Here is a 22,166-nt window from a genome sequence, read left to right on the forward strand (position 1 = left end):
GGCTGATGCTGCGGCTGTATTGGCGTTATTATGCCTGTTCGAATTAATTACGACGGCAAGGTGGAAGTCGGCAGTATTCATAGCCGTCAATGCCATCGTTTCGCTTATGCTGTTTTCTTCGTCAGTTTATTTCAGTTACTTTAGCAGCGTGCCTACGTACAAGGCGCTTCTTAATTTGGATCAGGTGGGACAAGTCAGCGACAGCGTTGAAGCTTCGATGGAATTGAAGTTTTTCTTATTCTTTCTTGATTTCGTCGTATTGGCATTGCTCAAGCTGGTTACGTTAAAGGTGAATAATAAAGTCAAAGTGTCCAGTAAATCGGTAGCGAAGCCGTATATTGTCATGATAGCATTGGTCATTAGTTTGGGCGCTTCGTTACTCTATATTCGGATCGATCGAGATATTAGCAATGAGCTGGTACAAGCGGAGCGGCTTGGCTTCCTTAATTATCAGGTAGCAACGGCAATCAAGGAGAAGAAGGCGAGCGACGCCCTGGCGGATTCCTCTATCAAGGAGATGGAGAAAGCGGTGGCCGCGCATCTGGAGAGTTATAATGATGGAGCGATTGCCGGTACGCCTAACTACTTCGGGGTATCGGAAGGAATGAACGTGGTCGTCGTGCAATTAGAAGCATTCCAGAATATGATGATCAATCTGGAGGTAGATGGGCAGGCGGTAACGCCGGTCATGAATGAACTGCTTGGCGACAGCTTCTACTTTCCTCATTTCTTCCAGCAGGTGGGGCAAGGCAATACATCGGATGCGGAATTTCTGTCCAACACCTCGATCTATCCGACGGGGGCAGTCGCCATGTCGAAAGGCTTCGGAGACCGTGATCTGCCCAGCCTGCCGAAGCTGCTGAGCAAGCAAGATTACAGCTCGCTGANGGGCTTCACGAAGTATTATGAGCGAGCGGATTTCATCAACGATAAATTCAATGCTTTCGGCGCTTCCGACAAGGAGATGTATCGGGTTGGACTGGAGGAACTGACGAAGCTTCATGAACAGGATAAGCCGTTCTACGCTCAGTTCATCAGCACATCCAGCCATCATCCCTTCAAAGTGCCAAAGGAACTGCAGACGATGACGCTGCCGGAGTCGCTGGAAGGAACACAGCTAGGTCACTACATTCAGGCAAGCCGTTATACCGACCAGGAGCTGGGCCGTTTCATTGAAGGACTGAAGGCGAATGGCATGTGGGAGAATACCGTGTTAGCCATCTATGGCGACCACTTCGGCTTGCAGACGAAGGACAACGACCCGGCGTGGGTTGAGGAGCAGCTTGGCATGAAGTACGAGGAGCGAATGAGTCGCTTTAATATTCCATTCATTGTGCATGTGCCTGGTGTGGAAGGCAAGACGCTGCAGACGGTGGGCGGACAGATCGATATTATGCCGACGATCGCGAATTTGCTTGGCATCTCATTGGAAGAAGAAGGCTTCACGGCGTTCGGCAAGGATCTGCTGAACGTGACGAGCAATGCAATCGGCATGAGGTATTATATGCCGACGGGCTCCTTCTTCAATAACGATATCATGTTCGTACCTGGCGAAAGCTTCGAGGACGGTACGGCGTATGACTTGGATACGATGGAACCGGTCGAGGAATTCAGCCAGTACCGCGACGATTACGATTATGTGCTGAAGCTGATGAAGCTGTCCGATGAATATGTGAAGCTGCTTCCGAAGCGGTAACAGCAATTCGATAACCGCTCGTCCCTCAGGGGGCGGGCGTTTTTTTTATTGGCACCATAAAGCCCCCAGTGCTGTGCGAGGGTTGTACGAAAAATCGTACAAAGTGGGACACAAAAGGCGCTAGTCGCTGGGATTTGTACGAAAAATCGTACAAAGTGGCACAGAAAAGGGGCCAGACGCTGGGATTTGTACGAAAAATCGTACAAAGCGGCACAGAAAAGGGGCCGGACGCTGGGATTTGTACGAAAAATCGTACAAAGTGGCACAGAAAAGGGGCTGGGCGCTGGGGCTAGCCCAGTACGGCGTTCGAGCAGATGAGGGGATAGAGCGCTGACGGAGCGCCATAGTAGAAATAGGTTGCAGCATAACTTGCAGTTCAATATGGAATGTGGGAAAGTGTGATAAAGGAGATGAGCAGTCGTGGAAATTAGAAATGAAGGAGATGTGGAGCGGCTTCTCGCAGAGCATTCAGCTTACTTCCATTCTGGAGCAACGTCATCGCTGGCGTTCCGGAAGGAACAGCTTGTCAAGCTGAGACAGGCGATTCTCGCGCATGAGAAGGAACTGATGCAGGCGCTGTACAAGGATCTGCGCAAGAGCGAGACAGAGGCTTACGCCACGGAGATAGGCCTTGTGCTGCACAGTATTAGCTATACGATGAAGCGGCTAAGCCGCTGGATGAAGCCGGAGCGGGTGAGGACGCCGCTTCATCAGGCAGGGACAAAGAGCTGGATGATGCGGGAGCCGTATGGCACTGTGCTCATCGTAGGTCCGTTCAACTATCCTGTGCAGCTCGTATTGGAGCCGTTGGTAGGTGCAATTGCTGCAGGCAATTGCGCAATTGTGAAGCCGTCCGAAAGCACGCCCCATGTATCCGCCGTTATCCGCCAGCTGATCGAGGGAGCATTCGAACCAAAGTACATCCGCGTCGTTGAAGGGGGGAAGGAGACGACTTCCCTGCTCGTCAATGCGCGATTCGATTACATATTTTTCACTGGCAGCGTAGCTGTAGGCCGCATTGTGATGGCAGCGGCCGCACGCCATCTCGTACCCGTCACACTGGAGCTGGGAGGGAAGAGTCCGGTCATCGTGGATCGTACTGCTAACATAGAGCTGGCTGCGAAGCGCATTATTTGGGGGAAGTTGATGAATGCGGGTCAGACCTGTATTGCTCCTGATTACATGCTTGTGCATCGCGACGTGAAGGAGAGGCTGGTTGTGGAGATGCGAAGGGCAGTCGCTGCGTTCTACGGGAACAATCCCGCTGCCAGCGAGGATTACGGCCGGATCGTCAATGAACGACAATTCGACCGGTTAGCCGGCATTGTGGAGGCAGATCGCCAACGCATCATATGGGGAGGTCAAGTCGATCGCAAGGATCTGTATATAGAGCCTGTGCTGCTGGATGCCGGCGAAGCGGTGGACAGAGGAGCAGGGGTGGCGGCGATGGAAGATGAGTTGTTCGGCCCCGCGCTTCCACTGCTCACCTATTCCCGATTGGAAGAGGCGATCGCCATGGTGCTAGATCGTCCCAAGCCGCTGGCTCTCTACCTGTTCACAGAAGATGAAGATGTTGAACACCAGGTGTTGGGGCGGATTTCATTCGGCGGCGGTTGCGTCAACGATACTATATCCCATGTCATTAACACAGGGCTGCCGTTCGGCGGGGTGGGAGAATCCGGGATGGGCGGCTATCACGGCAAACATACTTTCGAGACGTTCTCTCATCGCAAGAGTTTAATAAAGCGCAGCACACACATCAGTTATAAGTTCATGTTCCCGCCCTACAAGGACAAGCTGAAGTGGTTGAGAAAAGTGCTGAAATGAGAGAAAATTTTAAAAAAATGAAACATTATGACCGATAAAAACGTTATAGTTATTGGTACATATTGGGTAGATTGGGAGAGGGGTTAAAGAGAATGTGGAGACAAACAAAAAAAATAGTGCCCGCCGCCGTAATGGCTTCAATGCTTGCGGTAACGGGCTGTAGCACCGGAGGCAACAGTGAAAGCGGAAACGAGCAAGCGGCCATAAAAGTTATGTACTATGATGAGGGCAGCTTCTTCAGGGAATACGGCATGTTGTTCAGCGCTTTGTTCCCTGAGATTGAGATCGAAGTCGCCTCGACGCAGAGTCTCTATCGCAATCGGGGCGAGGGAGATGAGGAATTCGATTACGAGAAAGCGCTGCAGGAATTCATCGATCAGGAGAAGCCGGATATTCTCATGTTGGAAAGCAGCCAATTCGAGAAGATGGCTCAGGATGGCAAGCTTTACGATATCGAAGCCTTGATGACAAAAGATAAGTTCGATACGGAAGGTCTTGTGCCCGGCATGGTCGATTATATGAAGGAATTGGGCGGCGGCCAGCTCTACGGCATGCCTACCTCATTCAGCAGCCAGGTCATTTATTATAACAAGGACTTGTTCGACAAATATAACCTGCAGCCTCCGACAGACGGCATGACATGGGATCAGGTCATTCAGCTTGCGCAGATGTTCCCGACTGAAGGAGAAGGAGAAGAACGTGTCTACGGCATGAGTCTGGGCTATCGGAGCAATCTGCAAGATCTCGCTATGATGTTAGGCGCTTCGGAAGGCTTGAAGTATGTCATACCGACGTCGAAGCAAGTTACGTTCAATACAGATGCCTGGAAGAATATCGTGACCAAAGCTCATTCCGCTATACAGTCGGGGGCTCTCTATGATGAAAGCAAGGATACATTATTGCAAAATCAGGGAAATAACATGATGTATAACCACTATGCGCTACGCAATCCGTTCGTATCCGGCCGGGCGGCTATGACGCTGGAAGGCTCTCATTTCATTCGAGAGATGAAGGATGCGAAGGAATATGGCGGCGACGATGCGAAGGTCGTGGAGAACTGGGATATCGTCACGACTCCGGTTAGCGTGCAGAATCCGGATAGCAGTGACTCTACTTGGTATTCCAACATTCTGTCGATTGCGAAGGATTCTCCTAATGCGGATGCTGCCTGGAAGTTGATCTCTTATATTTCCAGCGACGAGTACGCCCGGGTCAAATCGAAGGTGATCGATTACGGCGGCTTCCCGATTCGTACGAAGTATATTAAGGATGAGGAAGGGCGCAACTTTGCAGCATTCTATAAGCTGAAGCCATCCCGCCAGGACATGTATAAGGATTATGACAAGCTTCCGCAGCAATTCAACATGATGTTCTACGATCATATGAGAACGGAGTTCGAGGCGATCACTAACGGCACGAAGTCGGTAGAAGAAGCGTTGGAGTTGCTTCAGGTGAAGGGCGAGGAATTGATCGCCCAAGAGGATATGACGGAGGAAGAAATGCAGAAATATTATGAAGAGAAGTATAAGGATGAAAGGAACGCCCTGAGGGAAGCGGCCGGAGAAGTTATCGTAGAAGAGGAAGCCGCAGAAACGGTCACAGTAGAATAGCTATCATAAAGTAAAGCGCTTTGCTGGTTCACTTTGAACGGCAAAGCGTTTTTGTTTTATTTGCTAACGCAATAATCCAAGGATGAAAATAGAACATCCATCTGCTGATTACGCATTGTTGTAAAGCCTAGGCAGATTACCCGCGACTCCTTTCTTAACCGAATTTGTTGCCGATTGCCGAAATCGGCTGAATAAGTGATGCCCCTTCCTTTGTATGGTAAAATAAGCATAATTGACGAGAGAGGGTGGGAGAGGGATGAGTAGCAAGTTGGAACTTATCATTGATGCGGGAGCCATGCTGGGAGAAGGACCGTGCTGGGACAAGAGGCAGGGATTGCTCTATTGGGTGGATATTATCGGGGAGTGCATCCATGTATACAATCCGCATGACGGCAGTGATCGCGCCATCCCTGTCGGCATGATGCCGGGGGCGGTCGTTCTTCGAGAGTCCGGCGGACTTGTCATGGCGGCGGGAAGAGGCTTGTACGGATTGGATGCGGAAAGAGGAGAGCCGAAGGAGATTGCAATTCTGCAGGATGAGCCGGCAGGCAATCGGTTCAATGACGGCAAGTGCGATCCTGCAGGCCGATTCTGGGCAGGCACGATGCCGATGGGAGAGTCGGCGCCTACTGGCAGTCTGTACTGTCTGGATACGGAGCATAGTGTCGCCCGGCATGCCGAAGCCATCTATTGCTCGAACGGATTAGCGTGGAGCGCTGATCATGCAACGATGTATTATATCGATTCTCCCACCAAGAAAGTAGTGGCATATGAGTACGATAAGCAAGCCGGTACGATTGCCAATCCCAGAACAGTCGTTGTCATTCCTGAAGGCGAAGGAGTGCCCGACGGCATGACGATCGATGATGAAGGTATGCTGTGGATTGCGCAATGGGATGGCTGGAAAGTAAGCAGATGGAATCCGGCTGATGGCACGAAAATCGGTGAGATTGCGGTACCGGCGTCGCAGGTGACGTCTTGTACGTTCGGCGGTGACCGGATGGACGAGCTGTATATTACGACTGCGAGAGTGGGGCTGGATGAAGCAGCTCTGGTCGAACAACCCCACGCAGGGGGGCTGTTCCGCATCAAGCTTGGCGTGATAGGGACGGAGAGTTATCTTTATAAAGGGTAACTGGGGAGATTCGGAAGGAGGATGGCTCATCGCCTGAAGCTCCAGCCGAACACCTTCACATGAACGAGCAGCTTGGTTACCCAATGCGTCGCGACATACAGCACCAGAAATAGAAGGACGAGCGGCTTGAACAGAATCCACGCCAACAGCCAGCCAACAAGGACTTGCCAAGGCTTGAATCGCTTGATGGCATTGGCGGGAGCGAGTATGATACGGTATAGCTTGTAGCTTCTCTGCAGCGCACTCAAGTATTCATCCCGAATCTGCTTGTCAGTCGGTTCGAGCCGGATGGCGTTGGCGAGCATCTGCAACTGTTCATCGTAGTCGCTGCGCTGCTCCGCCGCCCAGCCCAAATACATGAACACTGTATAGGATTCCACGTCAAGCCGCAGCGCTTGACGGGCGTGTTGCTTGGAGGGTTCTATCTCTCCGAGCAACGCTTCCGTATAGCTTAAAGCTGCAAGCAGCAAGGCATGGTCAGGCGATATCGCCAATCCGTCCGACAAGCGCTGCTTCGCTTGCTGGAACTTGCCGTCCTTGTTGTACAGATTGGCATGAAGGAAATAGTAATAGGGCTCGTAAGGGTCGATCCGTTGCGCGTCGACGAGTGTATTTTCAAGTTCTTTCCATTGGTTGTTTTCATAGAAAATGACGCTTCGCACGAACCAGGCGAGATGATTGTCGGGATCTTTCCGCAGCGCTTCCTCTGTCCATTGCTTCGCTTCGTCGTGCCTATCCATACGTAGACAGATCTGGGCAAGTACAGCGTAGCCGCTAGCATCCTCCGGTTCTTCGCGAATGACAGCCATCGCTTCCTCTGTGGCCTCTTTATATTTTCTCCACTCCAACAACTTATAGATGCGTTCATAGCGCACTTCCGAGGCTTCTTTGTACATGGAGCATCCAATCCTCTTCTATGATTTCACTTCAGACCGTTGTTCTTCATATAGTCGAGCACATGCTGATAATCGTTGTTCATGTCGCTGAAGGTGGCGTAGTTCTTCGCCGTGGCGAACCACTCTAACGTGGTCGCCTTCCGCTTGCGGGCGGCGGTCCGCAGATCGTCTTGCGTGATGGGCTCAATACTGCCGGATTGCAGAGACCGTTCCAGCGCATGCTCTACGGCATCCTTAACCGTCTGTTCCAGGTCCGCTCCCGAGAAGTGGCGTGTCTCCTTGGCAATTTTGAGTAATTGGAGCCGATCGACGGGTTTGTTTGCAAGTTTAAGCTGCAAGATGGTCTCGCGCTCCAACTCCTCCGGCGGAGGAACGAATACGAGATGGTTGAAGCGGCCGGGACGGCGCAAGGCGGAATCCAGATACCACGGCGTATTGGTGGCGCCGATGACGAATACGCCGTCGTTCAGCGACTGCAGACCGTCCAGCTCAAGGAGTAGCTGGTTGACCAGCATGCGGTCATGGTGTTGACGCATAGTGTTGCGGCTTCCACCCATCGCATCCAGCTCGTCGATGAAGATGACGCAAGGTTTGTTTTGCCGCGCCTGCTGGAACAAGTCGTGCAGATTGCTCTCGCTCTGGCCCACATACATGGATAGAATCGCCTGCAGCTCGATGTGGATGAAGTTCGCATTTATTTCCCCGGCAATAGCGCGGGCCAGGAACGTTTTACCGCAGCCGGGCGGTCCGAATAGAAGCAAGCTGCCGCCGGCGTCTTTTCCGTATGCCGCGAACAGCTCCGGCTGCTGCAGAGGGAAGATGAAGTTCATACGAATTTTCTTCTTCACTTCCTCTAATCCGCCTACGTCCTCCAGTGTCTCCTTCGGTTTCTCTGTCTCTACCAGCTCATTGCCGTCCTTGCCATCGAAATGCAGCACTCTCAGCTTGTTTCTCCGTCGTTCCGCCAGTTCGTCGCGATCATTGTAATCAGACACCGCTATCACCCTTTGGCTTACAGTATTTTGTTTTATTATAGCAGAAAGTGACAATTGGGGGCAGTGAAGCGATAGATTGATAGGAATGAAGGTTAGCGGGGGAGAGGTCGGGCTGACATGGGATGATTCACGCCGAACCGATTGTTCGCTTCAAAGAGAAAATGCGGGACAAGTGCATGGAAGCGGCACTCGCCCCGCATTTCAGCGTGGTGGTTTGGCATTGCAATTAGCGGTTTCTTGGCACGACAGTTTCCGATTCCACGACTTCCGGCTCGACGGTAATCGGGGATAATTTAATGTTTCCTTTGATTGTCGGTTTGGACAGTGACGGAGCAGGATAGATGACCGATCCTCGATCGTCGAGTTCACTCATCGTGCTGGCTTTCACTTGCGATTCGGACAACGTATACAGCGTATCTCCGGAATAGAGAATCCGCTTCACTTTCTTCCTGTAATCATATCCGTATTGCCCGCTCTTCTTGTAGTCATCGTCAGTCATGTGGGTGATGCGTCCCTGCAGCTGGAAGCCGCTATCCAGATCGACGCTATAAATATATGCGCCTTGATAAGTGAAGTCGCCGTATGCGGGGAAGCCGCCTGCAGCGGCCTCATCCTTGCTCTGCAATTCGTGCAGTTCTACCGGGAAAGCCATCAGCCCCTTCTGCCGCGAGAAGAGTAACGCTTTGTGATCATTCAACAGATCGGAGTGCGTACCTCTATCGCCAATAATCTCCTTGAATTTCTCTTTCGGATTGTTCACGTCCGTAATATCGAATAAGGCGATCTTCATGCCTTGGTAATAAGCTACCGTTTCATCCGGCGACATGCCCTTGGAAGGCACTTCAATTGTATCCTTGCCGAATCCGATCAGATGATTCTCGTCATAGGGATGCAGGTAATCGCTGTATCCCGGAATTTTCAGCTTGCCCAGCAATGTCGGATTGTCGGGCTGTGTCAGGTCGATAGCGAATAAGGGATCGACATTGCGGAAGGTGACCATATAGGCACGGTCTCCCATGAAGCGGGCGGAATAGATTCTCTCGCCGGGAGCGAGTCCCTCCAGCTTGCCAACCGGCTTCATCCGTTCGTCCAGCACATACAGATTGTTGGTCGACTGTGCTTCACCCGTTGCCCACATATTGCCATTGGTTATGGCTGCTCGGAAGAATCCGCGGTGCTCATCCATGGAAAATTGATTGAGCAGCGCTCCCGGTACAGTCCCCTCTCCGATATAGACCACTCCTCCTTGATCCAGACGGAATTTATGGAATTGGGTTTGCTGCACATAAGCTTCGCCATTGAATTCGTGCCTCGACTGAGCGACGTACAGATTCCTCTTGGAGGCATAGATGCTCTCTCCTGCGCCCAGATATGACGAGATTTGCATACCGGTATCCGTATCGTCAAGATTAACGGCACCGACAAGCAGCATGCTCTGTTCGACGGGGTTCGGGAAGTAACGGATCTGGTCAAGTGGGATAGTCTGCGCTGCCTTCGTGATGGCGGTATCGCCATAGACCGGCTGAAAGCTTAAGGCTAGTTCTTCCATATCGGTGGGTTCTTGAGACCGCTTCTTGTTCACATTCGCTTCCGGTTGGACAACCATTGTATCGAAGGTGCGGTAATAGTGCGCATATTTGTTCGTGATGACATACAAGGCGCTGTCCACCTTCCGCGAGGAGAGATAGCTGCCTTCCTGGAACAGCTCGCGCTTCAAAGTGGGCCGCCCATTATCGTCCAGCTCGTACTGCAGCGTTTTGACCGTGCTGCGGCTGTCGCCCATCGGTGGAGGCAAGCTAACCTCGGGTGATGGAGCCACATCTGTTGCAGCGGGTGTGCTCTGATTATCGTTATTCGAATCGGCTAATGGATAGGGGACGAATGTATGACTCTCGCCAAGGACGATTAACGTATTTCCGTCCACATACAACGCCACGGGAGTGAATCCGTCCTCACTGTCATATCGCAAGGTGGCGGCCAACTGAGGCTTCTCTTCATCCGAGATGCTGGAGATGTAGACGTTTCTGCCGGAGATTTGATAAATAAAATTGCCGTCCGTTTTCGCCCAATCCCCTTCATCTACACCGGCAACCTGCACGTTAGTCGTCGAATAGTCGTCTCCGGGCGTCGCTTCGGTAGTGATGTCGGCGGATTCTGCGGCAGCTACCGATTCAAATTCTCCTGTAACGCTTATTCGCGTCTTGTACTCCAATGCCACCGATTGCTGAATCAGCTCCTGCAGCTTATCTACAGAGCCTATTGTGGGCAGCTGAAGAGGCTCATCGATGAAAATGGTACGCGTGGCGTTGTCCCAAGCGACGATAGAGCCGAACGACTCCGTGATCGCTCGCAGCGGTACCATTGTTACCCCGTTCACGAGGCGCGGCGCTGCTTCAAGCCGAATCGACGTATCTCTTGCCGTCATAACCGTGGAGCCGATCGTAAGGATAGCTTCTCTGTCGCCACGGATCAGACGGACTTGCTTCGTACCGCCATTGATGGATTCCTCGAACGTAACTTCTGCGCCAAGCGCTTCTGCGATATCGCGGGCAGGTGCGAGCGTGATGCCGTCTTCAATGAATGCGGGCTCGGATAACGCCAATTCGGCTCCGTTCACCTGGATTTGAATCGGTCTCTGCGCTGCTTCGCTCTGTTGTGGCGGACTTGCCAAGAGCGGGATAATGGATAGCAGTATGGCCAGTGCGACAGCTAACATTCCTTTCTTCTTCACAATCGTCTTCCTCCTTCTCGATATGGATTGAAGTATGGATTGAACATCTCCATGTGGTTGAGACTTGGTTATTACGTTAGACGAATCAGAATTGGAATAGGTTGCGCTTTCACAAGTTCTTAACAACGTGTCGAAAGTGTCCGCTATCGCTCAAAATGCTCACATAGCCGTCCCGGAGGAAATAGTGGCTATCTATTGGTATGTCTAGTGAAGCCACAGTCGTGCCCCACGCACAGTCAGACGGTATCGCCGAATATAAGCTGCTTGTGTAGCAGAAGCTCCTTCTAATAATCCGACAGAAACAAGTTGTTTCATATTTCGACGAACGGTAGAAGGGTGCAGACTTAATGATGTTGCAATTTGCATAGGCGAGCATATTTGGTTCCCAGTTTGTCTGCTAATAAAGCGCAGAATTTCTCGCTGAACAGGAAGAATATGCTGCAGAATGGGATCAGGTTTATTGGAGCCATATAATTTGCCAAGCAATTGCTGAACATACTGTTGACACAGTCGGGGGTTGTCTGTCACATCATCGTACGAGAATCGGATCATAATCCAACCGTCCATAATCAGATCGTTCGTTCTGTCTGAAAAGATCGTCAGAAAACTGCTTGCGGGAAATATTGCGATTGTGCCAGCTATATCCGTCAATTTGAATGCATATGCGATATGGCGGGCGAATGTAAGCAAAGTCCAGGAATCTGCTACGATCGCGGTAGTCGCATACTTCTTATTCAGGATGCAAATAACCAAAATCGTCAACGGCTTCCAGCCATATCTTCTTGGCGAAATCAGACTCTGCATGACCGTGTCCTTCCTTCAATCTTCTCCAACGTTCGCTGCTTTTAGCTCGTCGCTGCAAATGTCCATTGATCCAATTACCATACATCTCCTCATACATCATCCTCATAATCTCCTCCTAAAAAAATAACACCGCTCGTTCCTGAACGATAATCGTTCAAAAACAAGCGGTGTGCTTCACCGATACCATGATTGTACAGAACTTGCAAACAACTGTCACTCTCTCGATGCTGTACGCTCAGGTCTGAATATATAAGGATGATCTAAGGCAATTGCATCAATAAGTGGTAGGTGTATTCATGTCATTCGTCCCAATTCACATCCTCTGAATGTGAACAACAGTAGGCAAGTCAGCAGGAGCCCATTCCAGTTCATGAAGTCGCTCGGATGGCAGCCACAACAATTGCTCGTGCTCATTGGCGCAAGGCTTACCTTCCACGACGATCGCCCAATAGGTAAGCAGCCTGATTCGAACGGAGGGATAGTCGTGCACGACATCCTCAATTAATTCTCCCACGTCAATCGCACATCCCAACTCTTCACGTATCTCTCTCACAAGCGTCTCTTCCGGTGCTTCCCCAGCCTCAAGCTTTCCACCCGGAAATTCCCATAGGCCCGGCATAGTCATGTTCCCAGATCTCAGCGCACACAGCACCATCTGCTCATTATTCCTGATTACCGCTCCAGCCACCGTTATTGCCTTCATATCGTAGCTCCTCGTAAACTTGTCTGTTCTTGTCATCTATCGTACAAAAAGCCCGGCATGCATGCAAATCTGCTGAAAAAGGTGGCAGAAGTCGCAATTGAAGGTGTGGATAAGTAGGCTAGAAGTGGAAGAGTGCAGAAGTGTGGATAAGTAGGCTAGAAGTGGAAGAGTCCAGAAGTTAGATGGTGACAAGAATCGAAGATAGTGGAGTGGACAAAAGTCGTAGGTTTCAAAGAACCGAAGACGGCTACGTGGCAAGTCGGCAGTGGAGACAGTCGTGTTGAGCCATCGAATTTGCAAAGAAAAGGTTTGACAGCACACGCACTGGTCATATGATTTTGAAAAACTAGGCTTGACGAGAAAACGGGAATGATATATGGTTAGTTACATAAGTAATGAACCATGTAAGTAATGAGGTGATGAAATGTTTCATGACCAGAGCCCGATATACCAGCAAATTGCTGAAGGAATTAAAAACGATATCATAAGCGGAGCTTTGAAGGAAGAGGAACAGGTTATGTCAACGAACCAATATGCGGCGTTCTACCGGATTAATCCCGCCACCGCGGCAAAGGGATTTCAATTACTGACGGATGAAGGGATCTTGTACAAGAAGAGGGGGATTGGTATGTTTGTAAGCCCGAATGCAAGAGAGACCTTGCTGGAGCAGAGGCGAGAGCGGTTTTTCGAGGAAGTGGTGGATCGGATGCTGACGGAGGCGAATCAGATCGGCATTCCGCTGGAAGATATTGCGTCACGCATTCAGAGTCGCAGGGGGGATCGGTCATGACAATGGGCATTGAGGTACGCAGGCTGACGTTGAGGTATGGGAGGCAGAGAGCGCTGGAAGACATATCGTTCAAGCTGCAAGGCGGCAAAATCTATGGGCTTCTGGGACGCAACGGGTCAGGCAAGACAAGTCTGCTCTCCGTTCTGGCGTCTCTGCGCAAGCAATCGGACGGCGAAGTGTTCATAGGCGGGCAGCACCCTTATGAAAACGCGGCTATTACCAGTCAGGTATGTATGGTGGGAGAAAGCGTCCATTTCGCAGACTCTTCTTCAATTCGAGACGTTCTTAGATTGGCGGAGTTATGCTGGCCGAATTGGGATGATCAATATGCAAGCCAGATGCTGGATATGTACGAGCTACCCTTGAAAAAACGAATCCATGGATTGTCGCGCGGAATGAAGTCGGCGCTCAGCGTTACGATCGGGCTTGCAAGCCGGGCTCCCGTTACGATTTTCGACGAAGCTTACATCGGTATGGATGCCCCCTCTCGATACGCATTCTACGATGAGGTACTGAAGGATTACATGGCACATCCGCGTACGATCATCTTGTCCTCTCATCTGATTGAAGAGATTGAAAATCTATTCGAAGAAGTGCTTATACTGGATCGGGGCAAGCTGCTCATTCATGAGGAATCGGAGGCGTTCCGCGCTCGGGGAGCGTCGATAACCGGTCCAGAGCATCAGATTGACGATATAGCCTCAGAGCTGCAAGTGTTGAACGAACAGAAGCTGGCCAGTACGAAGTCGGTAACAGTGTACGGAGAGCTTCCGGCACATCTGCTGGAGCGGATCGAGAGGGAGGGGCTTGCTGTTGGCCCAGTGTCTCTGCAGGACTTGTTCGTTCATATGACGAAGAAAGGAGCGAAGGAACGATGAATTGGAAGGCTCAATCTCCCGTCTACCGTGTCGCACGGCATCTGTGTGCTTCGCATATGCGTGTAATGCTATGGTATTGGATCATCTTTATAGTTGTTCTCATCGTTGTCGGTGCATTACTGAATCACTTCGGGGTCAATGGCGGAGAGAAGGATATGCTGCAGAGCACAAGCTATTCGCCGAAAATTTTTCTGCTTGTATTGGGAATTCTGTTGACCTCCTTATCGATGCCTTCTTATGTAACCAATGGTATAACGCGTAAGCACTTCGCAATGGGGGCCATTCTTAACATTTTGTTTCTATCCGTTATATGTGCCATCCTTCAAAGTGCTGGAGTGTATGCAGGCGGATGGATCTATGGTCTGCTGAGCATTAAGCAAGAATGGGGGGGAACTGCCCTATTTCAGTCCCTCCTGACTAGTATCCTGTTATATGTCTTGTATTTTACTTATGGCTGGCTGATCGGCTCCAGTTATTATCGATTCGGATGGATGCTCGGGACGGGGATTACCATTATAGTCGGAATAGTCGTCGTTACGATGGAGAAGCTGCTGGAGGCATTTTATGCGGGCGGACAGCAGACGAATTTTACGATTGCGGGACTGGGAAAGATAAGCTTCTACATGGCGGACTTGGGCTTCGCGTTTGTGCATGTTATTATTTTTGTAGCGGCGTCGCTGCTTGGAGTTGCGAATTGTTTCGTGCTTCGCCATGCGGCGATCAGACGCAAGATCATGTAGAGGCGCTATTCGACATTATCCAACAAACCTGTCATGTTGAAAAAACTGCAGCAAGAGGTTTTTAAACCTTTGCCGCAGCTTTTTTGATATTTCGATAGTAATCTACAAGCGCTGGTATTATGATAAGAGAGAAGGGAAAAGTTTCTAGGGATTCATGACGAAATATGTCGAATTTCACGCAGTGATAATAGACGAAAATAGAGATGAATAAAAGGATGGTTTGACAGGGGTATGGAACGTATCAGTATGAGAATAGTCGCATGGATGATAGCATGCCTGTTACTTTTTTCGGGAGCGACGGCTTATGCTGATTCCGGCGACGATCAGAAGGAAACTATCGCAATCAGCCAATGGAAGATGTTGTGGGAAGATCCAGGTCAAGAGCGAACGATTGAAGAAGTGATGCAGTTGAATGAGGAGCATTGGTTCGACGTTATGTCAGATGTATATCCGGCGGTGCCTGACGACGTTTCTTCCGCATGGCTCATGATTCAGTTGCCGGAACTGACTGACATGCGCCCTGCGATTTTGTTTGAGAAGCTCCATGCCCAAGATGTTATGATGTATCTTGAAGGGGAAGTTATTTTTGAAAGATATAGGGACTATGCGTATAATTTGAATGAATTTATTGTTCCGGTATCGACTGCAGAGATAAATAAAACAATCTACATTCATTTGGTGAAAAGTGGTACGAAATTAGGCTTGTATGAATCGATTAGTATTGGAAACTTTGATCGAATATTTGAAAAATATATTGCTGTTGATTTGATTAATTTAGCATTAGGTGGAGCTCTTATCATTGTTTCATTTTTTATGCTTCTTTGTATACTATTTTTAAAACGTGCTTTCCTGCCAGGATGGAACTCCTTATCCATCGTCATGTTTTGTATTGGTGTTATGATATTATCGTACTCTACTTTAATCGAAAAGGTTTATCCTGAATACGGATATGTTTCCTATTACGCTTTTGATATTTCCTCTACCATATTGATTCCGGCTATATTTTTCTTTTTTGAAAGAGTGATCGGTAAGGGACCTTTTCGGATTATTACTATTTTTAAATGGGGTCAAACTTTTGTTGGTGTATTATTGTTTACGCTTTTTCTTGGCAGCTTCTTTATAGAAAGCATACAAATGATTTATAACAATTTGGGAATGCTTATTTATGGAGTAGTTATTTTGTTGGGAAATATTGCGTTGCTGGGAGTGCTTATTAATCAATGTTTACGCGGCAATCGGGACGCAATGATTTTAGGTGTAGGATTCGGAATATTTATTGGGGTAGGAATAGGAGAAATATTATGGTATTTTTCCAGTGATAGAATGCATAAAATGTTTTTCTGGAAGATCGCTTTGCTTTTCTTTCTTGCTTCATTAATCATCATATTGGTAAGGAAAGTAATGAAAAACTACGAACAAGCCGTCATCTACTCTAAACAAATTGAAATATTCAACAATGAACTTCAGCAAGCAGAAAGAATTGAGACCATAAGCCAATTAGCGGCTTCGATTGCTCATGAAGTTCGAAATCCCTTACAAGTAACGCGAGGTTTTTTGCAACTTTTAGGTGCTAAAACGGACGTTGCTCAACAAAAATATATGCATTTGGCAATAACTGAACTGGATCGGGCATCTGAGATTATTACTGATTTTCTAACATTTGCGAAGCCGGATGTCAGAGAGGATCATCATTTAAATCTCGGAGGTGAGATTCGACAAATAGAGGCGATATTAGCGCCTTTAGCTACTTTGCATGGTGGCAGTGTTAAAGTTGATGTTGTAGATGAAGTTTATATTCGAGGGAATTCTTCGAAGTTTAAACAAGCACTCATAAATATTATTAAGAATAGTATTGAGGCGTTTAAGGAAGAAGAAGAAGGTGTTGTAGAAATACGTGTTAGAAAAAAAGAGGAAAATGCTGAAATCATTATTATTGACAATGGGAAGGGAATTGAACAAGAAGATCTAAAAAGGTTAGGTGAACCTTATTACTCAAAAAAATCGAAAGGAACCGGTCTTGGGTTAATGGTTACATTTCGCATAATAGCTGCAATGAAAGGAGAGATGAATTTTAGTAGTAACCTAGGAAAAGGAACAAAGGTGAGGATTATTCTTCCATACGCAAAAACTGCCGATGAATAAGTCATCGGCAGTACACTTCTTATTCCCACATAGGAGCCGTAACACTATCCCCATCGACAGAAGCGGGGTTTTGAGGAAGCACTAAGTAGTAGGAATCTTCCGACTCTTCCAGCACTTGAAGATTGACGTTTGCTGGAACATCGATATTAAAAGCCTCTTTAATTGCAGCTTTTGGATCAGCCAAGAGCTGCTTTTTGAATTGCGCATCCGCCCAAGCTTTCTCGATAATTTGCTGACTTAGTTCTTGTTTACTAGGCACACGAATCACCCTCTCAAATATGTATAATGTTACCATAACTAGTGTACCACTCATTTTCGCCAAAATCTACAACTTTTTTACTATTTTTGATAAAAATATAGTTCTATCGATAGGTGTCACAAGTTCCGATATAAAAACAGCCGAGATTCGACTCGACTGTTGGTATAGCTTATGCGATAGTTGTTCCTTCACATATATTTCATTCGATCAACGACTGATTGAATCTATAATTGAACCCACCCTTAAGGAGCTTTTGTTTTTTTTGGGATATATGTTCAGCTATCTCTGTCAAGCATTCCGCCATATAGGTGTGAAAGTCAATAAGAGGAGACGGCACGCCATCCAAAAGCAACAGCTGCTTATGATTGCTCTTGGCGATTGCAGCGTATCGGTTCATACAGCAATGGACATAGATGGCGGCGTCCACCTGCTCCTTCGTTAAGCGCGTTATCGTACAAGCTTCAGCACGATGTCCCTGGACTGCGTCTGCTTGTAATGCCAGCTCAGATGCAATCATGCCTAGCAGTCCGTTATAGCTGCCTTCTCTCATGTCCACCTCCCAATCGGCCCAGTCGTCCAGCATTTGCAAGGTCATGAGTGCGACGTCGACGGCTTGTTCGGACTTTGCGATGTTATGCGGCTTTCCCGTAAGCAACCAGGCGGCAACGCAAGAAATTTTGACTGGACCGGCCTTTCCCGCAGTGCGCAGCGGGTCATTCAGGAAGTAGTTGGCATCGCCTTCATTCACGACACAATCCGCCCATACACTTACATATCGGTCATAATGCTGCCAGAATGGGCTGTCTGAAGGGAATAAGGAACGGAATACGGCGAACATCTCCAGATAGAGAAGATTACCCAGCGCAAGCTGCTGCTTCAAGCTGGAAGCATTCATTGGGCCGTCATCCATTACATCATCCTGAATAAAAAAGTACAGCATCCCATATACATTGGCTAATGACAGTTGTCCGCATTGCTCGTTCGTCAGTCCGGCTTGTTCTTGGAGCCAATAGGGAAGTAGTGTGCATATGTAGTCCTTTCCGTTATCCTGCTTGATGGGGTTGAACTTCTCCGCATATTGCAGGCCAGCCTCGTTGAGCGGCGACGGAAACTGTGCAATACGTTCTGACGCAGCGCGATAAACCTCAGTCAATTGTTTGATATAGCTTTCATACCAGATCATAGCCGTTGTTTTCCCTCTCTTCAGCATATAAATCCAATGTCTTTGCTACCCATAATATAGCACGAAAGCACCCGATTGATAGAAAAAGTTTACAGGAATTGAAATATGTTTGAAGTTCACAAGAGAACAATAGGTTGAGTAAAGGAGAGAAATCCAGTAGAATGAAGGAAGATTGATAGATGTTCAAGTTTTGCTCACAATTTCACCTATGAGACGAATCCGAAAAACTAGACTCAAGTCGGGGGATCATCTATACCTGCAGCAGGTTATAATTATCCGTCTCCTGCATTAAAGTTAATACTTAGACGAGAGTTCTTTAATGTGGAGGTATACGCATGAACATGAATAGAGATAAAGACATCTATATTTTATTGACAGATACAGGAACTGTGCTTACCAAAATTATAAGATCTTTTACTAAGGACCCACTCAATCATGCGTCTATTGCCTTCGATGCGGATTTGAACGAGGTGTACAGCTTCGGACGCAAAAATCCGAGCAATCCGTTCATAGCCGGATTTGTTCGGGAGGATGTCCGCGATACGTTCTTCGAGGATTCGATGTGCGCAATCTATCGGCTTCGCGTAGGTCATAACACGTACAATAGCATTAGAACCGAAATTGAGCATTTCATGCGCAATCAAGATAAGTACCGTTATAATCTGATTGGCATGCTGGGCGTAGTGTTCAATATAGAGTGGGAAAGAAAGAACCGCTACTTCTGCTCACAATTCGTAACGACCGTCTTCGCAAGAAGCGGAGTAGATCTGGTTAGCAAATCGCCGCTGCTTGTAACGCCAGGCGACCTGCAGCAGACTTCCATACTTGAGTTAGTATACCACGGAAGACTGCATGCTTATGCAGGCTGTGACCAGCTTTCATCCTCGGCCAGCTCCTTCCGGACAGCATAATGAACAAGACCTCCGTATATGAAAGCTATACGGAGGTCTTGTTCATTATGAGCTAATCTCTTCCCTCAAGTAGCTGCTCCGCCTGGCGCAGCAGTATAGCTGCGGCATTCGCAACAATGTGCTTACCGTTTTGAGCGCGCACCTGGTTCATAAACGCCTGTAGATCGCCATGCTCTACTTTTGTCCGCAGTGCGTTCGCTATGCCATGATTGTCTATATCGCCTTGAGCTGCAAAGATATCAAGGTGAGTTAGCAACGACTGCTCGCTGGCTGGCGGCGTATACTTCCATAAGTCCGAGCTGTTATCGGAGAAGTAGAGATTGCCGAACACATCGCGTGTCAAGTAGTTGCCGTAGGAGCCGTTAAGAACGACGAACTCCATCGTATCCGGCTTCACCATGAATAACTGCCCGCGAGATGTGCCGTACATGTTGCCGTCCGCTCCGATCGCCATGAAGCCATAAGTCCATGTTGTGCCTACCGTCTTGTAGCGCCGAAGCTTGGATGACTTGTAGGGATAAGTAAAGGTAACGGGATCGAATTTGAACAGGTAGTCCTCGGCGATGCCCCATATCATCCCGTCAGGGCCGATGCTAAGCCCCGTTACTCCCTTCCGTCCAGATGCCGGAATACCTTCGTATACCTTTTGCTTCGTGGCCAGATCGAATACGAACAGCTTGGCATGCTGCTCGGTCGGGCCATCTGTTCCCAATCCTCCGTATACGGTCGTACCTACATAGGCGAATCCATCCTTATAGACGACGGAGATAATACTTTGATTGGGGACGATATTGTTGTACACGTCCAGTTGCTCTGTCTGAAAGTTATACAACGCAAGAGCGCCTTCCAGAGAATCCGGGCTTGGAACCGTGCCTACGATAAGCGTATCCTGATCTTCCGCATAAGCCATAGCGAACGGTCTGTCCTGCCCATGCGCTCGCAGGTCGAACAGCTGCTTCGGATTCTGGCTGGACCATGGGAGCGCAGGATCGTATTCCAGAATGCGCGAGCCTGCGTAAGCTCCGATGATCATCTTGCCGTTGCGGTTAATGGAAGCTTCCACCTGACCGAGCGTCTGCGTGTCCGAGACTGCTCCGGTAACAGGATCATAGGACGCGAATCCCGACATATAACCTGCTGTATACATTTTCCCGTCCGGGCCTTGATGTATGCTCTGGATGAGGATAGGAGCGCCGCTATACAGCGACGGGAGCACTTCGGCACGGTCTAATGCGGGATTGTAGTACAGGATATGACCGTAACGGCCGACAGCTACGAAGGTATGTCCTGGCCATGCGGGATCGTTCAAGCTCACGAAGGAGCCGGAATAGAAATTCATGCCGTCTTGTACATCTTTCAACAAAGAAGCGGTTCCTGTAGCGGAATCGTACACGTAGTAATCGCCGCTATACGTGAAGAGCGCTTTCCCCGGTTCGTCGGGTATCGGCGACACCTTCTCGGAGTGGATGTCCATGCCGCTTGGGTCGTAGTATTCCACCGTATCGTCTTCCGCCCGCATGACAAGCAGATCTCCATTCGAAAATTTCACAAACAGTCGATCGTTGGCGAAATCTAAGCCGTATGTGAATGTATACTGGTCGCCGCCTCCTGGTATGCGAGATGCCAGCAACTCGGTATATGAGCCGTCCTGCTCCAAATACTTGTATACACGGGCTTTCGTACCGCTCAACCCGACATAAAGTACGCCTCGAGATGCATCATAGGCGAGTGAACGAACATACTTCTGTGCAGGATCAAACTGTCCTATTTCCACGATGGAATCAGAAACGGGATTGAATTTATAAAGCTTTCCGCTAGGATAAGTGCCGGCATACATCTCACCGTTCGCCCCAGCGACAAGCGAGAACACATGCGTCTCTTCACCGAATCGTCCCAAATACTGGAACGAATTATCGGCTGGCGTATAGCGGTACAACCCACCGTCGTAGTGGGTACCGATATACACTCTGCCATCGGTTGCGATCTTGACGCCCCAGGCGGCTTCGACGCCTGGCATAGGATGGGAGCGAAGCACTTCCCGGGTAAGCACGTCGATGACGGCGAAGGTGGTAGGCACTTCTCCGCGCCCTTTGAATACCGTGTACATGACCGTACGGCCATTCTCCGTGCCGATTGCTCCGTCTTCGTTAATCATGCCTTTCACAATACCGCCGATTCGCTCGAACGTGCCGATCGGATTGAGAGCGATTCGTACATCGTCCGCATAACCGCGCGTAATGCCTGCTCCCGAGGAATAGATGAGCACGGTGGCGCTGGAGGCGTTCGCAGGCACGATGGAAGAAGTGCCATTTTTGATCCATTCACCGTTAGTCGGAGTCAGCCAGTTGCTAGACTCTCCAACCTTGGTCCCCGTACTGTCGAAATAGCGCATATAAAGCGCCATGGAACCGTTTTCAACATTCATCATGGAAGTGAGGGAATAGCTTGCGCCCGGCGTCACCGGGAAGGGATCGCTCTCGATGCCCAGCGGACGCACGGCATTCTGGTCGTCCAGCAATAAGCTGTGCGTGCCTTCCTCTGCTTGAGCGGAAGTGACTTCATAGAACAGACTGTCGTATCCGTTACCGAACGTCTGGCTCCAGCCGGGGATGTCGCTGCTTGTAACAGGCTCTTCGAACCCTGCATTGAGGACGGCTGGAGGCGAAGCAGCTGCTTCGAGCGCTTCAGACTCTGTTCCTGCTGCGGCGACGGCTGCTTGAGGTGCGGAACCGACCGACCACAGCAACGTTACAGTTAAGGCGGCAGCGAGTAGAACTTTCGTCATGTGTTGAGCATGCTTCAAAGTACATCATCTCCTTTAATTGGCATACATCGCATTTGTTGACTCACATCTGACTCACAAATA

General features: G+C 49.1%; 18 protein-coding genes. 9 read left to right on the forward strand and 9 right to left on the reverse strand.

Translation table 11 applies throughout. The features are described 5' to 3' along the window. Positions 1 to 604 precede the first annotated feature (604 nt). The 4 genes from ACFQ2I_RS23875 to ACFQ2I_RS15680 all read left to right on the forward strand — a co-directional run bounded on the left by ACFQ2I_RS23875 (position 605) and on the right by ACFQ2I_RS15680 (position 6,268). Positions 605 to 1,696, forward strand: coding sequence for an LTA synthase family protein (locus ACFQ2I_RS23875; RefSeq protein WP_449290082.1), 1,092 nt, complete (start codon positions 605 to 607; stop codon positions 1,694 to 1,696). Positions 1,697 to 2,116: 420 nt separating this feature from the next. Beyond that, complete coding sequence (locus tag ACFQ2I_RS15670) at positions 2,117 to 3,523, forward strand: aldehyde dehydrogenase (RefSeq protein ID WP_377565657.1); 1,407 nt, start codon at positions 2,117 to 2,119, stop codon at positions 3,521 to 3,523. A 92-nt stretch (positions 3,524 to 3,615) separates the two neighbouring features. Then, the gene (locus tag ACFQ2I_RS15675) at positions 3,616 to 5,133 is read left to right on the forward strand and encodes an ABC transporter substrate-binding protein (RefSeq protein ID WP_377565660.1); all 1,518 of its coding nucleotides are present in this window, start codon (positions 3,616 to 3,618) and stop codon (positions 5,131 to 5,133) included. 256 nt (positions 5,134 to 5,389) lie between these two features. Further along, on the forward strand, positions 5,390 to 6,268 hold the full coding sequence (locus ACFQ2I_RS15680; protein ID WP_377565663.1) for an SMP-30/gluconolactonase/LRE family protein: 879 nt from the start codon (positions 5,390 to 5,392) through the stop codon (positions 6,266 to 6,268). 26 nt (positions 6,269 to 6,294) lie between these two features. On the opposite strand, the gene ACFQ2I_RS15685 is transcribed toward ACFQ2I_RS15680, so the two are convergent. From ACFQ2I_RS15685 to ACFQ2I_RS15710, 6 genes are all read right to left on the reverse strand, one after another. Then, positions 6,295 to 7,164, reverse strand: coding sequence for a tetratricopeptide repeat protein (locus ACFQ2I_RS15685; RefSeq protein ID WP_377565665.1), 870 nt, complete (start codon positions 7,162 to 7,164; stop codon positions 6,295 to 6,297). A 26-nt stretch (positions 7,165 to 7,190) separates the two neighbouring features. Beyond that, a complete protein-coding gene (locus tag ACFQ2I_RS15690) occupies positions 7,191 to 8,159 on the reverse strand; it encodes an ATP-binding protein (RefSeq protein WP_377565668.1) in 969 nt (322 codons plus the stop codon). A 226-nt stretch (positions 8,160 to 8,385) separates the two neighbouring features. Further along, positions 8,386 to 10,890, reverse strand: coding sequence for a beta-propeller domain-containing protein (locus ACFQ2I_RS15695; protein WP_377565670.1), 2,505 nt, complete (start codon positions 10,888 to 10,890; stop codon positions 8,386 to 8,388). Between the two features lie 204 nt (positions 10,891 to 11,094). Beyond that, positions 11,095 to 11,694, reverse strand: a complete 600-nt coding sequence (locus ACFQ2I_RS15700) for a hypothetical protein (RefSeq protein ID WP_377565672.1) — start codon at positions 11,692 to 11,694, stop codon at positions 11,095 to 11,097. Beyond that, positions 11,621 to 11,800 (reverse strand): hypothetical protein, encoded by a 180-nt coding sequence (locus tag ACFQ2I_RS15705; RefSeq protein WP_377565675.1) that lies wholly within the window; start codon positions 11,798 to 11,800, stop codon positions 11,621 to 11,623. The genes ACFQ2I_RS15700 and ACFQ2I_RS15705 overlap by 74 nt, the downstream gene beginning before the upstream one ends. Positions 11,801 to 12,007: 207 nt before the next feature. Beyond that, the gene (locus tag ACFQ2I_RS15710; protein ID WP_377565677.1) at positions 12,008 to 12,397 is read right to left on the reverse strand and encodes a (deoxy)nucleoside triphosphate pyrophosphohydrolase; all 390 of its coding nucleotides are present in this window, start codon (positions 12,395 to 12,397) and stop codon (positions 12,008 to 12,010) included. A gap of 424 nt (positions 12,398 to 12,821) precedes the next feature. On the opposite strand from ACFQ2I_RS15710, the gene ACFQ2I_RS15715 reads away from it, so the two are divergent. The 4 genes from ACFQ2I_RS15715 (at position 12,822) to ACFQ2I_RS15730 (ending at position 16,947) form a co-directional block, all read left to right on the forward strand. Next, positions 12,822 to 13,187: a GntR family transcriptional regulator gene (locus ACFQ2I_RS15715; RefSeq protein WP_377565679.1), complete on the forward strand. Its 366-nt coding sequence runs from the start codon at positions 12,822 to 12,824 to the stop codon at positions 13,185 to 13,187. Continuing rightward, positions 13,184 to 14,065, forward strand: a complete 882-nt coding sequence (locus tag ACFQ2I_RS15720) for an ATP-binding cassette domain-containing protein (RefSeq protein WP_377565681.1) — start codon at positions 13,184 to 13,186, stop codon at positions 14,063 to 14,065. The genes ACFQ2I_RS15715 and ACFQ2I_RS15720 overlap by 4 nt, the downstream gene beginning before the upstream one ends. Further along, positions 14,062 to 14,805, forward strand: a complete 744-nt coding sequence (locus ACFQ2I_RS15725) for a hypothetical protein (protein ID WP_377565684.1) — start codon at positions 14,062 to 14,064, stop codon at positions 14,803 to 14,805. Before ACFQ2I_RS15720 ends, ACFQ2I_RS15725 begins: the two co-directional genes overlap by 4 nt. 231 nt (positions 14,806 to 15,036) lie before the next feature. Next, complete coding sequence (locus ACFQ2I_RS15730; RefSeq protein WP_377565686.1) at positions 15,037 to 16,947, forward strand: ATP-binding protein; 1,911 nt, start codon at positions 15,037 to 15,039, stop codon at positions 16,945 to 16,947. Between the two features lie 19 nt (positions 16,948 to 16,966). Here ACFQ2I_RS15730 and ACFQ2I_RS15735 read toward each other — a convergent pair whose 3' ends face one another. After that, entirely contained in the window at positions 16,967 to 17,206 is a 240-nt protein-coding gene (locus ACFQ2I_RS15735) for an NHLP leader peptide family RiPP precursor (protein WP_377565688.1), read from the reverse strand. A gap of 199 nt (positions 17,207 to 17,405) precedes the next feature. Continuing rightward, positions 17,406 to 18,389: a hypothetical protein gene (locus ACFQ2I_RS15740; protein WP_377565690.1), complete on the reverse strand. Its 984-nt coding sequence runs from the start codon at positions 18,387 to 18,389 to the stop codon at positions 17,406 to 17,408. Between the two features lie 335 nt (positions 18,390 to 18,724). Between ACFQ2I_RS15740 and ACFQ2I_RS15745 the strand changes: the two genes are divergently transcribed. After that, a complete protein-coding gene (locus ACFQ2I_RS15745) occupies positions 18,725 to 19,300 on the forward strand; it encodes a hypothetical protein (protein WP_377565692.1) in 576 nt (191 codons plus the stop codon). A 52-nt stretch (positions 19,301 to 19,352) separates the two neighbouring features. On the opposite strand, the gene ACFQ2I_RS15750 is transcribed toward ACFQ2I_RS15745, so the two are convergent. Beyond that, positions 19,353 to 22,103 carry a hypothetical protein gene (locus ACFQ2I_RS15750; RefSeq protein ID WP_377565694.1) on the reverse strand — a complete coding sequence of 917 codons (2,751 nt, stop codon included), beginning with the start codon at positions 22,101 to 22,103 and terminating at the stop codon, positions 19,353 to 19,355. Between the last annotated feature and the right edge of the window lie 63 nt (positions 22,104 to 22,166).

It is taken from the genome of Paenibacillus chungangensis (genome assembly GCF_042675905.1).
Lineage (GTDB): Bacteria > Bacillota > Bacilli > Paenibacillales > Paenibacillaceae > Pristimantibacillus > Pristimantibacillus chungangensis.

What these genes read in the sequence shown, in the direction of transcription:
- ACFQ2I_RS15685 (WP_377565665.1), bottom strand. Translation starts at nt 7,164, where the DNA reads ATGTACAAAGAAGCCTCGGAAGTGCGCTATGAACGCATCTATAAGTTG.
- ACFQ2I_RS15675 (WP_377565660.1), top strand. Translation starts at nt 3,616, where the DNA reads ATGTGGAGACAAACAAAAAAAATAGTGCCCGCCGCCGTAATGGCTTCA.
- ACFQ2I_RS15710 (WP_377565677.1), bottom strand. Translation starts at nt 12,397, where the DNA reads ATGAAGGCAATAACGGTGGCTGGAGCGGTAATCAGGAATAATGAGCAG.
- ACFQ2I_RS15730 (WP_377565686.1), top strand. Translation starts at nt 15,037, where the DNA reads ATGGAACGTATCAGTATGAGAATAGTCGCATGGATGATAGCATGCCTG.
- ACFQ2I_RS15740 (WP_377565690.1), bottom strand. Translation starts at nt 18,389, where the DNA reads ATGATCTGGTATGAAAGCTATATCAAACAATTGACTGAGGTTTATCGC.
- ACFQ2I_RS15700 (WP_377565672.1), bottom strand. Translation starts at nt 11,694, where the DNA reads ATGCAGAGTCTGATTTCGCCAAGAAGATATGGCTGGAAGCCGTTGACG.
- ACFQ2I_RS15745 (WP_377565692.1), top strand. Translation starts at nt 18,725, where the DNA reads ATGAACATGAATAGAGATAAAGACATCTATATTTTATTGACAGATACA.
- ACFQ2I_RS15715 (WP_377565679.1), top strand. Translation starts at nt 12,822, where the DNA reads ATGTTTCATGACCAGAGCCCGATATACCAGCAAATTGCTGAAGGAATT.
- ACFQ2I_RS15680 (WP_377565663.1), top strand. Translation starts at nt 5,390, where the DNA reads ATGAGTAGCAAGTTGGAACTTATCATTGATGCGGGAGCCATGCTGGGA.
- ACFQ2I_RS15725 (WP_377565684.1), top strand. Translation starts at nt 14,062, where the DNA reads ATGAATTGGAAGGCTCAATCTCCCGTCTACCGTGTCGCACGGCATCTG.
- ACFQ2I_RS15720 (WP_377565681.1), top strand. Translation starts at nt 13,184, where the DNA reads ATGACAATGGGCATTGAGGTACGCAGGCTGACGTTGAGGTATGGGAGG.
- ACFQ2I_RS15705 (WP_377565675.1), bottom strand. Translation starts at nt 11,800, where the DNA reads ATGAGGATGATGTATGAGGAGATGTATGGTAATTGGATCAATGGACAT.